The following is a 13,849-nucleotide window of genomic DNA, read 5'->3' on the forward strand; positions in this document are numbered from 1 at the left end:
TCCGGCCGGCCGCCGTCCCTGGTCGTCACCTGCCGGTTCCGTCGCCCTTCCGTTGCGGAGGATCCCCTTGCCTGCCCTGTCTACTTCCCGCCGCCTGCCCGCGGCCCTGGTCGTGGCCGCCGTCACCGCCTCGTGCATGATGCCGGCGCTGCCCGCCCTGGCCGACTCGGCGAACATCCGCTTCTCCCAGCCGTACGTCCCCTCCATCGCGCCGGGCAAGACGGGCCGAGTGGTGATCGTGGCCGGCAACGGCGCCGACGCGGCCGTCAGCTCCACCTTCCGGATCACGGCTCCGGAGCGGACCACCTTCCCGGAGGCCCGCTTCTACTGGAACAACCAGCGGGCCGGCGCGCCCTGCACGCTGTCGGCCAACGCCCGGCAGCTGACCTGCAACGCGGCCACCCGGGCGGGCTTCACCTTCGCGGCGAACACCCGGACCAAGCTGGCCGTGACCGTGCGCGTGGACGCGAAGGCTCCCGAGGGCACCACGCTGGACGGCGGCGAGTGGACGACGGGCGCGTCCGACAGCGCGCTGTTCGCGGTCGCCACCCCGGTGACCGGGCCGAAGGGCGACAGGGGCGAGCGCGGCAACCCGGGTCCCGACGGGCCGCCCGGACCCGAGGGCCCTCCCGGACACGAGGGCAGGCCGGGCCACGAAGGCAAGCCGGGGCACGAGGGCAAGCCCGGCCACCACGGCAAGCCGGGGAAGCCCGGTCCCCCCGGACCCACCGGCCCCACGGGCGACACCGGCCCGACGGGCCCCACGGGCGACACGGGCCCCACCGGCCCCACGGGCGACACGGGCCCCACCGGCCCGACCGGCACCACCGGAGCAACCGGAGCAACGGGTGCCACAGGAGCGACGGGTGCCACGGGCAGCACCGGCTCGACCGGACCCACCGGGCCCACCGGACCCACCGGCTCGACGGGCGCCACCGGCCCGACCGGCCCGCAGGGCGCCACCGGGCCCACGGGACCGACCGGCCCCACCGGACCTTCGCAGGGCCCGACCGGACCGCAGGGCCCGACCGGACCGACCGGACCCACCGGCCCCTCGCAGGGCCCGACCGGACCGCAGGGCCCCACCGGCCCCCAGGGCGACACCGGTCCGACCGGACCGTCGGGCAACACCGGCGCCACCGGCCCGCAGGGCGACACCGGCCCGTCGGGACCGACCGGACCGACCGGCCCCTCGCAGGGCCCCACCGGCCCCCAGGGCCCGAAGGGTGACACCGGCCCCACCGGCCCCACAGGCCCCCAGGGCCCGAAGGGCGTCTGCAAGAAGTGCGGCAAGCCCCACCACGGCAAGGACCACGACCACGGGGGCAAGGACCACGGCGGCAAGGACCACGGCGGTAAAGACCACGGCGGCAAGGACCACGGCAAGGGCAAGTACAAGGCCCGCATCGTCTCGCCCGAGCAGAAGCTGAAGGTCCGCACGGGCCCGGGCACCGACCACGTGGTCAACGGCGTCATCAAGAACGGTTCCGTGATCGACGTGCAGTGCAAGGTCAACGCCCAGTCGGTGGACGGCAACTCGGTCTGGTACAAGCTCTCCGACGGGCGCGGCTGGATCGCCGCCCGCTACGCGCAGAACCTGAACAAGATCCCGTACTGCCCGGAGGACTGACCCCGGGAGCGTCCGGGCACCCGGACACCCGGACATGACGGGGGCCCCGCGACCGAACCGGTCGCGGGGCCCTCGTCCTCGCCCGGCATGAAGGGTCACTCGTACCGGGTGATGCGGCAGACGTACACGCACTCGTGCCGGGGGACGACCAGAAAGCCGATGAAGCCGCGCCCCCCGAGAATGTCGAATTCGCGAAGGCCGCCCGCCCGCCCGGTGGGCCGACCGACCGTTTCGGCATCACGGCCCAATACGGCCAACTCTGTGGCGATCCGCTCGACCTCCGCGATCGCGCCGGACGGCAGGCCACCGGTCACGTGTGCGTGGTCATCGGTGTTGTAGTCCCAGCTCCAGTCGCTCACACCCGGCGGGAGCACGGCGAGCACCACCTGACAGGTCCCGGCATGGGTCGCGACCCCTGGCGAGCGACTGCAAAGTGACTGCATTGACGATAAAATGCAGTCATGACTGCATTCACGATCCGGGAAGTCCCCGACGACATCGCCCGCCGCATGAAGATCCGAGCCGCCGAGGCCGGGCAGTCCCTCCAGAGCTACCTGCTCAGCCTCGTCACCAAGGACGCCACCCAGCCCACGCTCGCCGAAATGGCCGACCGCGCCGAGCGCTACGCCACGGAGGACATCGACATCCAGGACGTCCTCGATGTCATCGACGCAGGCAGGGCGGGCCGTTGATCGTCGTGGACTCCTCCGCCCTGGTCCTGTTCCTCACGGACAGGGGCTCCCGTGGCACCGCCGCCCGCCGGCGCGTCGGCGAGGAAGACACTCTCGCCGCTCCCCACCTGCTGGACACGGAGATCACGTCCGCCCTCCTGGGCATGGCCCGTGGCGCCAAAATCGACCCCACGAGCCTCGACGAGCACTTCAAGACCTACCAAGGGCTGCGCGTACAGCGGCACGAGACCGGCCCGCTGCTCCCCCGGATCCGAAAGCTGTACGCCGACCTCTCCGCCTACGACGCCACATACGTCGCCCTCGCCGAGGCCCTGGGCGTGCCCCTGCTGACGGCGGACGCGCGCATCGAACGAGGCGTTCAGAAGCCGCGTTGCACCATCGAGGTCATCACATGACGAAGGCCCCGCGACCGAACCGGTCGCGGGGCCTTCGCCCACATGGGATGAGTGGAGATGGCGGGAATCGAACCCGCGTCCAACGGTGCAGAACCAGGGCTTCTCCGTGTGCAGACCGCTGCGATTTTCTCAGCCCCGGAGATCACGCGGACAAGTCTCCGACGGGCTCAGTCACTGTTTGATTTCCCTCCAACCCCCGTGACCGGGGCTAGAGGTTTAGTTCCCTAGCTGATGCCAGGATCCGGGTCGGGAACAGCCCCGGGCTGACACTTCGCGAGTCGCTACTTAGGCAGCGAGGGCGAAGGAATCGCGCTTGGTGTTGGCGATTATTGGTTTCGGCGCGTGGTTAACGAGATCATTGCCGCTTCCTCGACACGCTTCCCCTGCTTCGACATCCGCTGTCGAAACCGATCATCCCCATGTTGATTTTTCAATGCACGCACCCTCTGTGAGGTGCGTGACCCATCGTACGTGACCAACGCGTACGGTCGCCAGCCCATTCCGGATGGGTCGAACGGGGCCCGGCCCGGGCTCAGCCGGCCTGGGCCGCCCGCTGTCGGCGGCGGGCCGCCGCGATCGCCCGGCTCGCCTCGCGCGTGTCCTGCTGTTCGCGCAGCGTCTGGCGCTTGTCGTACTCCTTCTTGCCCTTGGCGAGCGCGATCTCGCACTTCACCCTGCCGGACAGGAAGTACAGCGCGAGGGGCACGATCGTGTGACCCGTCTCGGACGCCTTCTGCTCCAGCTTGTCGATCTCCTCGCGGTGGAGCAGCAGCTTGCGCTTCCGCTTGGCGTGGTGGTTGGTCCAGCTGCCCTGGAGGTACTCGGGCACGTGGATGTTGTGCAGCCACGCCTCGCCGCCGTCGATCTGGACGAAGCCGTCCACCAGCGACGCACGGCCCATCCGCAGCGACTTCACCTCGGTGCCCATGAGGACCACGCCGCACTCGTACGTGTCGAGGATGTGGTAGTCGTGCCGCGCCTTCTTGTTCTGCGCGATGAGCTTGCGCTCCGGCCCCTTGTCCTGGGTCTTCTTCTTGGCAGGATTGCCCTGCACGTTCACGAGTCCCTTTGCCATAGTGCGGTCATTTTCGCACTACGGGGCCACCCCGTGGCCACCGAATACCGCGCGGGCCCGCTCCTCGGCCCGCTCGCCGCGCGCCGTCAGGTCCGGGGTGATGCCCCGGCCGTCCACACAGCGGCCCCCCGGGGTGCGGTACGTGCCCACGGTCAGCTCGGCCACCGAGCCGTCCGGGAGCTCCGTCGGCATCTGCACGGAGCCCTTGCCGAAGGTCCGGCTGCCCACGGTGACGGCGCGCCCGCGGTCCTGCAGGGCCCCGGTGAGCAGCTCGGCCGCGCTCATGGTGCCGCCGTCGACGAGGGCGACCAGCGGGCGGGCGGTGTCGCCGCCGCGGTCCGCGTACAGGGCGCGCTGGGAGCCCCGTACGTCGTACGTCGCGACCAGCCCGCCGTCCAGGAAGGCGGAGGCGGCCCGGACCGCCTCGGTGACCAGGCCCCCGGGGTTGCCCCGCAGGTCCAGGAGGATCCCGCCGCCGGGCGGGGCGGCCGCCACGGCCTCGCGGACCCGCTCGCCGGAGCCCCGGGTGAAGGCGGACACCCGGATCGCGGTGATGCCTCCGGGCAGGCCGCGGACGGTGACCGGGTCGGTGTGCAGCCGTTCGCGGACCAGCGTTTCGGCGCGGGGCACCCCGCCGCGTTCCAGGTCGAGGACCACGGAGGTGCCGGCGGCCCCGCGGAGGAGGGCGACCACGGCCGTGGCGGACAGGCCGGCGACGGGTCGTCCGGCCACCGCGACCAGCCGGTCCCCGGCGCGGATGCCGGCCCGGTCGGCGGGGCCTGCGGACTGCACCCGGTCCACCGGGACCAGGCCGTCGCGCTCCCGTCCGGGCCACAGGCCGACGCCGGTCCAGGTGCCGTCGAGGTCCTCCTCGAAGCCGGCGTACTCGGCGCGGTCGTACACCACCGCCCAGCGGTCGCCGCTGCGGCTGACCACGTCCTGGGCGGCCTTCTTGCCGGACTTCCCGTCGGCGACGGCGTCCGCCGCGGCCCGGGCCAGGGCGTCCCGGTCGACGGTCCCGGGAGATGCGGCGGGAGGCTGGGCGGCGGGGTCGCCCGGCGTCGCGCCGGGCGGTGCGAGAGGGGCGGCGGAGGCCGATAACCCGGCCCCTCCGGCCCGGGAGAGCTCCACCGTGCGGTCGTCGTGGGCGCCGAGGCAGCCGGTGCCGGCCGCGGTGCCCAGCGCACCGAGCAGCGCCAGCGTGAGGAAGGCCCCGCGACGCAGGTCACGGGGCCTGGGACAGAAGGCGGGACGGCCCGGCATGGCGCCGAGTCTAGGACAAGGCCCGTGGCGGGGCGGCCGGTTGGCCGGACCGCCCACGGGGCGCTCGTCACACCTTCAGGTACTTGCGCAACGCGACGAACGCCGCCAGCGAGGGCATCAGCACGCCGATGACGAGGACCAGCGGCAGCTTGGTCAGCACCGAGTCCCAGCCGATGAAGTTGATCAGTTCCATCTTGTCGCGGAGCGAGGCCCCGTGGTCGATCACGAAGTACTGGCCGCTGCCGAGCATGGCGCAGGCGAGCACCGCGCCGATCAGCCCGGCGAAGGCGGCCTCCATGATGAACGGCACCTGGATGTAGAAGCTGGAGGCTCCCACCAGCCGCATGATCCCGGTCTCCCGCCGACGGCTGAACGCCGAGACGCGCACCGTGTTGACGATCAGCAGCAGGGCCACGATCAGCATGATCATCATGATGCCGAGGGCGGCGTAGTTGAGGTAGTTCAGCATCCGGAACAGGTTGTCGAGGTACGACCGCTGGTCCTGCACCGAGTGCACGCCGTCCCGGCCCGCGAAGGCGCTGGTGATGACCTTGTACTTCTCCGGGTCCTTGAGCTTGACCCGGAAGGACTCCTGCATCTGGTCCGGCGTGATCGTGGAGGCCAGCGCGGTGTGCCCGTACTGCTCCTTGTAGTGCTTGTACGCCTCGTCGGCGGACTCGTAGCGGACCGTCTGCACGATGTCGAGCTTCTTCAGCTCGCCCTCGATCTGCTGCTTCTGCTCCGTGGTCACCGCGCCCTTGCCGCAGAGCGCGCCGCCGGCACCGCCTCCCGAGCCGGTGCCCGAGGTCCCGGCCTTGCCGCTGTCCTCGGCGTCGTTCTTGTTGCAGAGGTAGATGGTGACGTTGACCTTGTCGTACCAGTAGCCCTTCATCTGGCTCACCTGGTCGCGCATGAGCAGGGAGCCGCCGAACAGGGCCAGCGACAGGGCCACCGAGATGACGACGGCGAAGGTCATCGTCAGGTTGCGGCGGAGACCCACACCGATCTCCGACATCACGAACTGGGCGCGCATGGCGTCTCTACGGCCTTTCGGTCTTTCAGTGCTGGTAGCCGTAGACGCCGCGCGACTGGTCGCGGACGAGACGGCCCTGTTCGAGTTCGATGACGCGCTTGCGCATCTGGTCGACGATCTGCTGGTCGTGCGTCGCCATGATCACGGTGGTGCCGGTCCGGTTGATCCGGTCCAGCAGCTTCATGATGCCGACGGAGGTCTGCGGGTCGAGGTTGCCGGTGGGCTCGTCGGCGATCAGCAGGGCCGGCCGGTTGACGAACGCCCGGGCGATGGCGACGCGCTGCTGCTCACCGCCGGACAGCTCGCCGGGCCTGCGGTCCTCCTTGCCGCCCAGCCCCACCAGCTCCAGCACCTGCGGGACGGCCTTGCGGATCTCGCCCCGCGGCTTTCCGATGACCTCCTGGGCGAAGGCCACGTTCTCCGCGACGGTCTTGTTGGGGAGCAGGCGGAAGTCCTGGAAGACGGTGCCCAGCTGGCGCCGCATGTGCGGGACCTTCCAGTTGGAGAGCCGGGCCAGGTCCTTTCCGAGGACGTGCACCTGGCCGTGGGTGGCCCGCTCCTCGCGCAGGATGAGCCGCAGGAAGGTGGACTTCCCGGAGCCGGAGGAGCCGACGAGGAAGACGAACTCCCCCTTCGCGATCTCCAGGGACACGTCCCTCAGTGCGGGGCGGTTCTGCTTCGGATAGGACTTGGAGACACTGTCGAATCGGATCACGGGTGCACCAGGGTCGCCGGGAGTAGGTGTGCGTGACCATACGCGAACCGGCGCGGGGCGGGGACCCGGCATCCGGAGTTGCCCGATATGTTCCGGAGATGTCCACGGGCCGTTCCGGGCGGGCCGCGCCGAATGCCGAGGGAGCTGGCACAGTGGTAGGGGGAACCGGACGGTTCCTCCGGCCGTTGTTGCAGGGGACGAGAGGAGGAGAGCGCATGACATATGACCGGCTCGTGTGCGCGAACTGCGCCGCGCCCGTCAGCCAGGGCCGCTGCCCTGTGTGCCGGGCGAACCGGGAGCGCCTCCAGCAGGAGGGCCCCTTCGCCGGCCTGAACCCCACGGCGCTCATCGCGCTGATGGTGGTGCTCGTGGCAGCGCTGGCGCTGGTGGCGCACCAGACCGCCTAGCACCAGACCCCAGCCTGGCGCCCGTGCGGGGCGCCGTGCCGCCGCGTCCGATCGTAGGTCGTCGCAACGAAGAGCGAACATCGCAGCACGTGGAAGGGCCCGGACGACGTCCGGGCCCTTCTCGCTGCCATCTCGCTGCCACGGGTCCCGCTGCTGCTGCGGGCGCCTTGCGCGGTGCCTTACGCGGCGGGGGTCTCCTGCTGCTTGCGCCAGCGGATGCCCGCCTCCAGGAAGCCGTCGATCTCGCCGTCCAGGACGGCCTGCGGGTTGCCGACCTCGAACTCGGTGCGCAGGTCCTTGACCATCTGGTACGGGTGCAGGACGTAGGAGCGCATCTGGTTGCCCCAGGAGCTGCCGCCGTCCTTGAGGGCGTCCATCCTGGCCTGCTCCTCCTGGCGGCGCCGCTCCAGCAGCTTGGCCTGGAGGACGTTCATGGCGCTCGCCTTGTTCTGGATCTGCGAGCGCTCGTTCTGGCAGGAGACCACGATGCCGGTCGGGAGGTGCGTGATGCGCACCGCCGAGTCGGTGGTGTTGACGCCCTGGCCGCCGGGGCCGGAAGCGCGGTAGACGTCGATGCGGAGGTCGGAGTCCTCGATGTCGACGTGGTCGCTGGACTCGACGACCGGGAGCACCTCGACGCCGGCGAAGGAGGTCTGGCGGCGGCCCTGGTTGTCGAAGGGCGAGATGCGCACCAGGCGGTGCGTGCCCTGCTCGACGGAGAGGGTGCCGTAGGCGTAGGGGGCCTTCACGACGAACGTGGTCGACTTGATGCCGGCCTCTTCGGCGTACGAGGTCTCGTAGACCTCGGTCGCGTAGCCGTGGCGCTCGGCCCACCGCAGGTACATGCGCTGCAGGCGCTCGGCGAAGTCGGAGGCGTCGACGCCGCCGGCCTCGGCACGGATGTTGACCAGCGCCTCGCGCTCGGCGTACTCGCCGGACAGGAGGGTGCGGACCTCCATCTCGTCCAGCGCCTTGCGGACGGAGACCAGCTCGGTCTCGGCCTCGGCGCGGGTGTCCGGGTCGTCCATCTCCTCGGCGAGCTCGAAGAGCACCGCGAGATCGTCGATGCGGCTGCGCAGCGCCTCGGTCTTGCGGACCTCGGCCTGGAGGTGCGAAAGCTTGCTCGTGATCTTCTGGGCGGCCTCCGGGTCGTCCCACAGGGACGGGGCGGCGGCCTGCTCCTCGAGCACGGCAATGTCTGCCCTCATCTTGTCGAGGTCCAGGACGGCCTCGATCGACCCCATGGTCGAGGAGAGGGACTTCAGCTCTTCGGAAACATCGACGACTGCCACGGGTCCAGCGTAGCCGGTCCTCCGCCCGACCCGTCCGGCGTACCCTCGGGCTATGCCGATTCTCGTGAAGCGACGCCATGTCGACTACATGCGCGTCACGACCACGAGCTGTCTGCCGCCGGACAAGAACCAGCCACAAGCCTGATTCCTCCGGTCCTGTGCGCGGCTCGTGCGGCCCCGGCGCCACCCCTGCCGACGGCCTCTCCCCATCCGCTCTCCCGCCACCTTCCGGGAGCAGGACCCCGTGACATCCGAAACGGAGCCGTCATGTCGTCCGCCCATACCCCTCTGCCCGTGCTCGACCTCTCCCTCGCCGACGATCCCGCCCGGCGGGGCGCGTTCCGCGAGGAACTGCACGCGGCCGCCCGCGACACGGGCTTCCTCCACCTGACCGGCCATGGCGTCACCGCCGCCGAGACCGCCCGCATCCTCGAACTGACCCGGGCCTTCTTCGCCCTTCCCGAGGCCGACCGGCTGGCCGTGAGCAACCTGAACTCCCCGCACTTCCGCGGCTACACCCGGATAGGCCACGAGGTGACCGGCGGGGCCAACGACTGGCGCGACCAGCTGGACGTCGGTGCCGAGCGGGCCGCCCCCGAGGTGGGGCCCGGCGACCCGGCCTTCCTGTGGCTGGAGGGCCCCAACCAGTGGCCCGCGGCCCTGCCGGAGCTGCGGCCGGCGGTCCTGGCCTGGCAGGAGCGGCTGGCGGCGGTGGCGCACCGGCTGCTCCGGGAGCTGCTGGCCTCGATCGGCGCTCCGGAGGACTTCTTCGACGCGGCCTTCGCCGACAGCCCGCACCTGCACACGAAGCTGATCCGCTACCCCGGGGCCGACCCGACCGGTGCCGGGCAGGGCGTCGGCGCGCACAAGGACTACGGCTTCCTGACCCTGCTCCTGCAGGACTCCGTCGGCGGCCTCCAGGTGGTCCAGGACGGCGGCTTCCTGGACGTGCCTCCCCTCGACGGGGCGTTCGTGGTCAATCTGGGCGAGCTCCTGGAGATCGCCACCGAGGGCTACCTGAAGGCCACGGACCACCGGGTGGTGAGCCCGCCCGGTGCGGTGGAACGTTTCTCCGTGCCGTTCTTCTACAACCCGCGCCTGGACACGGTCGTACGGACGGTGCCGGGCGCGTACCTGGAGAAGGCGCCGGGACTCTCGGCGGACGAGGCGAACCCGCTGTACCGCGAGTACGGCCGCAACGAACTCAAGGGCTTCGTCCGCGCCCACCCCGGCGTAGCCCGCCGCTGGCACCCCGACCTCACGTCGTAGCCACCGCTCCGCCCCACCCCCAGCCGGGGCTCCGCCCAGCACCCGCCCAGGGCTGCGCCCCGGCCCCGCCCCGGTCTCCCGCTCCCGAGCGGGGCTCCACTCGGGACTACGGCCGAGCGCGGCGCTCCGCTCCAGGCCGCCCCGATCGGGGCTCCGCCCCGGGCCCGTCCCTGCGGGCTTCGGGCGGCGGTCGCGTACCAGGGGTGGGAGTGCGGCGAGAGGGGGACGGGGGTGGAGGGTGGGGTGTCCGGGACACTAAAGCGTGATGTGTGGCGCGCGCGCCGCCAGGCAGCCGGACCCCGCTCAGCGCGCCGTACATCATGCCGTCCCGGACACCCCACCCGGAGCCCCCGGCCCCCGCACCCGAAGCCGGCCCGCACCCAAACCCAGGCCAGGCAGCCGGATCCCCGCACCGGGAAGCAGGCCCACACCCAAAGCCCGGCCCGGCAGCCGGATCCGCGCGCCGGAAGCCGGCCTGCAGCCAGAGCGCAGTCCGGCCCGGCAGCCGGAGCCCTCGCACCCGGAGCCGGCCAACACCCGCCCCACCGGGCAGCCATCGCGCCCGAAACCGGCAGGCATCGCACGGCCCGGGCCGAAGCCGCGCCCGCCCGGCGCAGCCGGCCCGCCGAGCGCCAAGCGCCGCTGAGCCCGCCGAGCGCCGCAGGCTACGGGTGGGCCGGCTGGTGCTGCCGCGTGTCCCCCGGCCCCGGCCCGTCCGAGTCGGACGGGGACGCGGCCAGCCAGCTGCCGATCCCGACCGCCGCCGCCAAGGCGACCGCCGCCCCGGTCAGCATCAGCCGCCGCTTCCGCACCGCCTCCGCCCGGTGCCGCGCCGACCCCGGCCGGTACCCGCCCGCGGGCCGCGGCACCCGCGCCGTGCCCAGCGCGCCGCCCGCCAGCTCCTCCGGTCCCGGCACCCGCATCGACGTGTGCGTGTCCCGGCTGGAGTCCGTCGCCGATCCCGGCACCAGCGGCACCACCCGGCGGCGCCCGAAGCCGTCCCCGCCCCCGGCTGCCTCACCGGCCGCACCCGTCCCGCCCGCGCCACCGCCCGCGGCCACCGCGGCCTCCGCCGCCACCGCCGCTTCCTCCTCGGCCTCCGCGTCGTCCGGCTCGTCCACGTCCAGTGCAGGCATCCCCGCCAGCATCGGCAGCAGCTCCCGCAGCCGTACGGACATCTCGGAGGAGCGCAGCCGTGACGCCGGCGCCTTGGCCAGGCACTGGACGATCAGCTGCCACAGCTCGTCCGGGATCCCCGGCAGCGGCACCACGGTCTCGGTGACGTGCCGCCGCAGGACCGCCCCCGGGTGCCCGCCGCCGAACGGCGTGAACCCGGCCAGCAGCTCGTAGAGCACGGTGGCCAGCGCGTATATGTCCACGGCGGCCCGCGGCGGCAGCCCCTCGACGATCTCGGGCGCGAGGTAGTCGGGCGTGCCGATGATCCGGGTCGGCTGGGTGGACCGCGTGGTCGTCCCCGGCGGCGGTCCGGCCCGCCGCGGCGAGTCGATCAGCTTGGCCACGCCGAAGTCGGTCAGCAGCGCCGGGTGCGCGCCGCCGGGCCCCAGCGGCCCCTGCATGTCGAGCAGGACGTTCTCCGGCTTGACGTCCCGGTGGACCACCCCGGCCGCGTGCGCCGCGGCCAGCGCGTCCGCGACGTCGGCGCAGATCGCCACGGCGGCCTCCGGGGCGAGCCGGCGTTCCCGGTCGAGCCGGGTGCGCAGGTCGGTGCCCCGGACCAGGTCCATGACGAGCGCCAGGTCGTTGCCGTCCACCACCAGGTCGCGGACGGACACCACATGCGGGTGTTCCAGCCCGAGGAGCGCGCTGCGCTCCTGGACGAACCGCCCCACCAGCTCCTGGTCGGACGCGAGGTCCTCGCGGAGCAGCTTGACGGCCACGGGCCCGTCCGGGCCCTCCCCGAGCCACACCGTGCCCGCACTGCCCCGCCCCAGGATCTGGTGCGCGGTGTACCGGCTGCCGATCTTCCGTGCCACGACTGCTCCCTCACCGGCTGGCGTACGTGCCAAAACTACGCGGCCGGATGCCGCTCGTACGCCATTAGAGGGCCCAGTTCGCGGTGACCTTCACTTCTGCGGGCGAAAACCTCCCCCAGATGTCGACAAATCCACGAACTCGGCGCTAGGGAGACCCCACGGAAGCCCAACGGAGACCCCCGGAGACCTTACGGAGTCCCGGAACCACCGCTTCCGGTGCTGCCGCCGCTGCCGGCGAGATCCCCGATCCAGTCGATCGTCTCCGAGCCCCAGGTCCAGAGCTGGTCCCACCAGCCGCGGCCGGTGCCGACCCACTCCTGGAGCGGGGTGAGCTCCCAGACCAGCCAGCCCGCCACCACGAAGATCACGATGACGAAGAGGCAGCCCTTGAGGCACCCCAGCCCGGGGATGTGCATCGGGTTGGCGCTGCGCCGCCGCGGCTCGCGCGGCTCCCGCGCGGCCGGGGCGGGCCGCTGCGGCGGCGGGGCCTGCGGCGGCTGGTACTGGGGCCGGTGCGGCTGCGGCTGCTGCATCTGCGGAGGCGGCTGCGGCTGGTAGTGCTGCGGCGGCGGAGGCGCGTACTGCTGCGGCGGCTGCTGGTACTGCTGCGGCTGCTGGTACTGCTGGGGCGGATACGGCGCGGCCGGCGGCGGCCCCTGCCGGTACTGCTGGGGAGGCTGCTGCTGCGGTTGCTGCGGCCGTCGGCGCCCCGGCTCCTGGTACGGCGGCGCCGGCGGCGGGGTCTGCCGCTGCGGGCGGCGGCGCAGCGGGTCCTCGCCGGGGTCCAGGTACTGGATCTGGGTCTGCTCGTTGCGGTCGCGGACCGCCGCCATCTGCGTCTGCCAGGGGTGCGGCGCGTCCGGCCGCTGCACCGGCGGCATCACGGCGGTCGGGTCGGCCGCGGCGGGCCCGCCCGTCGCGGGCAGCACGGAGGTGGCGTCCTCCGAGCCGGGCCCCCCGGGGGTGCCGGGCGCACCGACGGGCGGCAGCACGCTGGTCGCCGCGTTCGGGTCGTAGGCGTCGTACGCGCCCGCACCCGCGGGTGCCGCGGAGCCGGCGGGCAGCACCTGGGTCGCGTCGGCGGCGCCGGGCGTCTCGGGGACCGGGGCCGGCGAGGGGTCGGGGGCGAGCAGCGCGCCCACGCCGAGGGCGGCCTCGACGTCGGCCGGGGCGGAGTGCACGCCGATGCCGGCGGCGACCACCCGCAGGGCGCGGGCCAGGCTCTCGGCGCCGGGGCGCTCGTCGGGCTCCTTGCGCAGGCAGCGCTCGATGACCGTCCACAGCGGTTCGGGCACGGTGGAGGGACGCTGCGGTTCCTCGCTGAGGTGGCGGTGCAGCACCTCCAGCGCCGTCCCGCCGGCGAACGGCGGGCGGCCGGTGACCAGCTCGAAGAGCAGGATGCCGGCGCCGTAGACGTCCACGGCGGAGGTCTGCGGGCGGCCCTCGGCGGATTCGGGGGCGACGTAGGCCGGGGTGCCGACGAACTCGTGCGTCCGGGTCAGGCCCGGGGAGTCGGCCAGCCGCGCGATGCCGAAGTCGGTGAGCATCGGGCGCATCTGCCCGTCGCGCTCGTCGAGCAGCACGTTGGCCGGCTTGAGGTCGCGGTGGACCACGCCGTCGGCGTGGCTGGCGGCGAGCGCGTCGGCGATCTGCGCGGTCAGCAGGCTCGCGGCGACCGGGGTGAACGGGCCGTTCTCGCGGATGTACCGGTGCAGGTCGGGGCCCTCGACGAGGTCCATGACCAGCGCGAGCAGGTCCCCCTCCACCACCAGGTCGCGGGTGCGCACGATGTTGGGGTGGGTCAGGCGCAGGAGCACCGACCGCTCGCGCAGGAAGCGCATGACGATGTCGGCGTCATTGGCCAGCTCTTCCTTGAGGACCTTGATGGCCACTGTCTCGCCGGGCCCGCCGGGCTGGCCCGAGTCCTGCTGGCGCGCACGCCAGACGGTGCCCGTGGCGCCGCGGCCGAGCGGCTCCTCGAGCAGATATTTGCTGCCGACTGGCCGCACGTCTCGCGCTCCCCTGCTGATGCTGTCTCGCTGTTGTTTCCAGTCCGCCCACTCTAGGGGGTGTCCCCGTGGAAG

At 72.6% G+C, this 13,849-nt stretch carries 13 protein-coding genes and 1 other RNA gene; 5 read left to right on the top strand and 9 right to left on the bottom strand.

From position 1 onward, the window contains the following. The first annotated feature begins 67 nt into the window (after positions 1-67). Positions 68-1,630, top strand: a complete 1,563-nt coding sequence (locus tag AB0O36_RS11480; RefSeq protein WP_365107445.1) for an SH3 domain-containing protein — start codon at positions 68-70, stop codon at positions 1,628-1,630. A gap of 95 nt (positions 1,631-1,725) precedes the next feature. On the opposite strand, the gene AB0O36_RS11485 is transcribed toward AB0O36_RS11480, so the two are convergent. Further along, on the bottom strand, positions 1,726-2,016 hold the full coding sequence (locus tag AB0O36_RS11485) for a hypothetical protein (protein WP_365107448.1): 291 nt from the start codon (positions 2,014-2,016) through the stop codon (positions 1,726-1,728). Positions 2,017-2,091: 75 nt separating this feature from the next. On the opposite strand from AB0O36_RS11485, the gene AB0O36_RS11490 reads away from it, so the two are divergent. Both AB0O36_RS11490 and AB0O36_RS11495 read left to right on the top strand, forming a co-directional pair. Further along, positions 2,092-2,322, top strand: a complete 231-nt coding sequence (locus AB0O36_RS11490) for an antitoxin (protein WP_365107451.1) — start codon at positions 2,092-2,094, stop codon at positions 2,320-2,322. Between the two features lie 5 nt (positions 2,323-2,327). Continuing rightward, entirely contained in the window at positions 2,328-2,717 is a 390-nt protein-coding gene (locus tag AB0O36_RS11495; RefSeq protein WP_365107602.1) for a type II toxin-antitoxin system VapC family toxin, read from the top strand. 49 nt (positions 2,718-2,766) lie between these two features. Here the strand turns inward: AB0O36_RS11495 and ssrA are convergent. The 5 genes from ssrA to ftsE all read right to left on the bottom strand — a co-directional run bounded on the left by ssrA (position 2,767) and on the right by ftsE (position 6,803). After that, positions 2,767-3,136, bottom strand: a transfer-messenger RNA (tmRNA) gene (gene ssrA / locus AB0O36_RS11500). 113 nt (positions 3,137-3,249) lie between these two features. Continuing rightward, positions 3,250-3,792: an SsrA-binding protein SmpB gene (smpB, locus tag AB0O36_RS11505; protein WP_365107454.1), complete on the bottom strand. Its 543-nt coding sequence runs from the start codon at positions 3,790-3,792 to the stop codon at positions 3,250-3,252. Positions 3,793-3,810: 18 nt separating this feature from the next. Next, on the bottom strand, positions 3,811-5,055 hold the full coding sequence (locus AB0O36_RS11510; RefSeq protein WP_365107457.1) for a S41 family peptidase: 1,245 nt from the start codon (positions 5,053-5,055) through the stop codon (positions 3,811-3,813). 67 nt (positions 5,056-5,122) lie between these two features. Then, positions 5,123-6,088, bottom strand: coding sequence for a permease-like cell division protein FtsX (gene ftsX, locus AB0O36_RS11515; protein ID WP_365107459.1), 966 nt, complete (start codon positions 6,086-6,088; stop codon positions 5,123-5,125). A 25-nt stretch (positions 6,089-6,113) separates the two neighbouring features. After that, the gene (gene ftsE / locus AB0O36_RS11520; protein WP_365107462.1) at positions 6,114-6,803 is read right to left on the bottom strand and encodes a cell division ATP-binding protein FtsE; all 690 of its coding nucleotides are present in this window, start codon (positions 6,801-6,803) and stop codon (positions 6,114-6,116) included. Between the two features lie 215 nt (positions 6,804-7,018). On the opposite strand from ftsE, the gene AB0O36_RS11525 reads away from it, so the two are divergent. Further along, positions 7,019-7,210 (top strand): hypothetical protein, encoded by a 192-nt coding sequence (locus tag AB0O36_RS11525; protein ID WP_365107465.1) that lies wholly within the window; start codon positions 7,019-7,021, stop codon positions 7,208-7,210. 179 nt (positions 7,211-7,389) lie between these two features. On the opposite strand, the gene prfB is transcribed toward AB0O36_RS11525, so the two are convergent. Further along, positions 7,390-8,502 carry a peptide chain release factor 2 gene (gene prfB, locus AB0O36_RS11530; RefSeq protein WP_365107468.1) on the bottom strand — a complete coding sequence of 371 codons (1,113 nt, stop codon included), beginning with the start codon at positions 8,500-8,502 and terminating at the stop codon, positions 7,390-7,392. Between the two features lie 267 nt (positions 8,503-8,769). On the opposite strand from prfB, the gene AB0O36_RS11535 reads away from it, so the two are divergent. Then, on the top strand, positions 8,770-9,771 hold the full coding sequence (locus AB0O36_RS11535) for a 2-oxoglutarate and iron-dependent oxygenase domain-containing protein (protein ID WP_365107471.1): 1,002 nt from the start codon (positions 8,770-8,772) through the stop codon (positions 9,769-9,771). A gap of 665 nt (positions 9,772-10,436) precedes the next feature. Here the strand turns inward: AB0O36_RS11535 and AB0O36_RS11540 are convergent. Together AB0O36_RS11540 and AB0O36_RS11545 are read right to left on the bottom strand one after the other, a co-directional pair. Beyond that, entirely contained in the window at positions 10,437-11,765 is a 1,329-nt protein-coding gene (locus AB0O36_RS11540; protein ID WP_365107474.1) for a serine/threonine-protein kinase, read from the bottom strand. 188 nt (positions 11,766-11,953) lie between these two features. After that, positions 11,954-13,774 (bottom strand): serine/threonine-protein kinase, encoded by a 1,821-nt coding sequence (locus AB0O36_RS11545; protein WP_365107477.1) that lies wholly within the window; start codon positions 13,772-13,774, stop codon positions 11,954-11,956. Positions 13,775-13,849 lie beyond the last annotated feature (75 nt).

Source organism: Streptomyces sp. NPDC089799, from assembly GCF_040684755.1.
In the GTDB taxonomy this organism is placed as follows: domain Bacteria; phylum Actinomycetota; class Actinomycetes; order Streptomycetales; family Streptomycetaceae; genus Streptomyces.

Bases quoted from the DNA above. Each gene is read 5' to 3' on its own strand.
- AB0O36_RS11490 (WP_365107451.1), top strand. From the start codon at position 2,092: ATGACTGCATTCACGATCCGGGAAGTCCCCGACGACATCGCCCGCCGC.
- smpB (WP_365107454.1), bottom strand. From the start codon at position 3,792: ATGGCAAAGGGACTCGTGAACGTGCAGGGCAATCCTGCCAAGAAGAAG.
- AB0O36_RS11510 (WP_365107457.1), bottom strand. From the start codon at position 5,055: ATGCCGGGCCGTCCCGCCTTCTGTCCCAGGCCCCGTGACCTGCGTCGC.
- ftsX (WP_365107459.1), bottom strand. From the start codon at position 6,088: ATGCGCGCCCAGTTCGTGATGTCGGAGATCGGTGTGGGTCTCCGCCGC.
- AB0O36_RS11525 (WP_365107465.1), top strand. From the start codon at position 7,019: ATGACATATGACCGGCTCGTGTGCGCGAACTGCGCCGCGCCCGTCAGC.
- AB0O36_RS11535 (WP_365107471.1), top strand. From the start codon at position 8,770: ATGTCGTCCGCCCATACCCCTCTGCCCGTGCTCGACCTCTCCCTCGCC.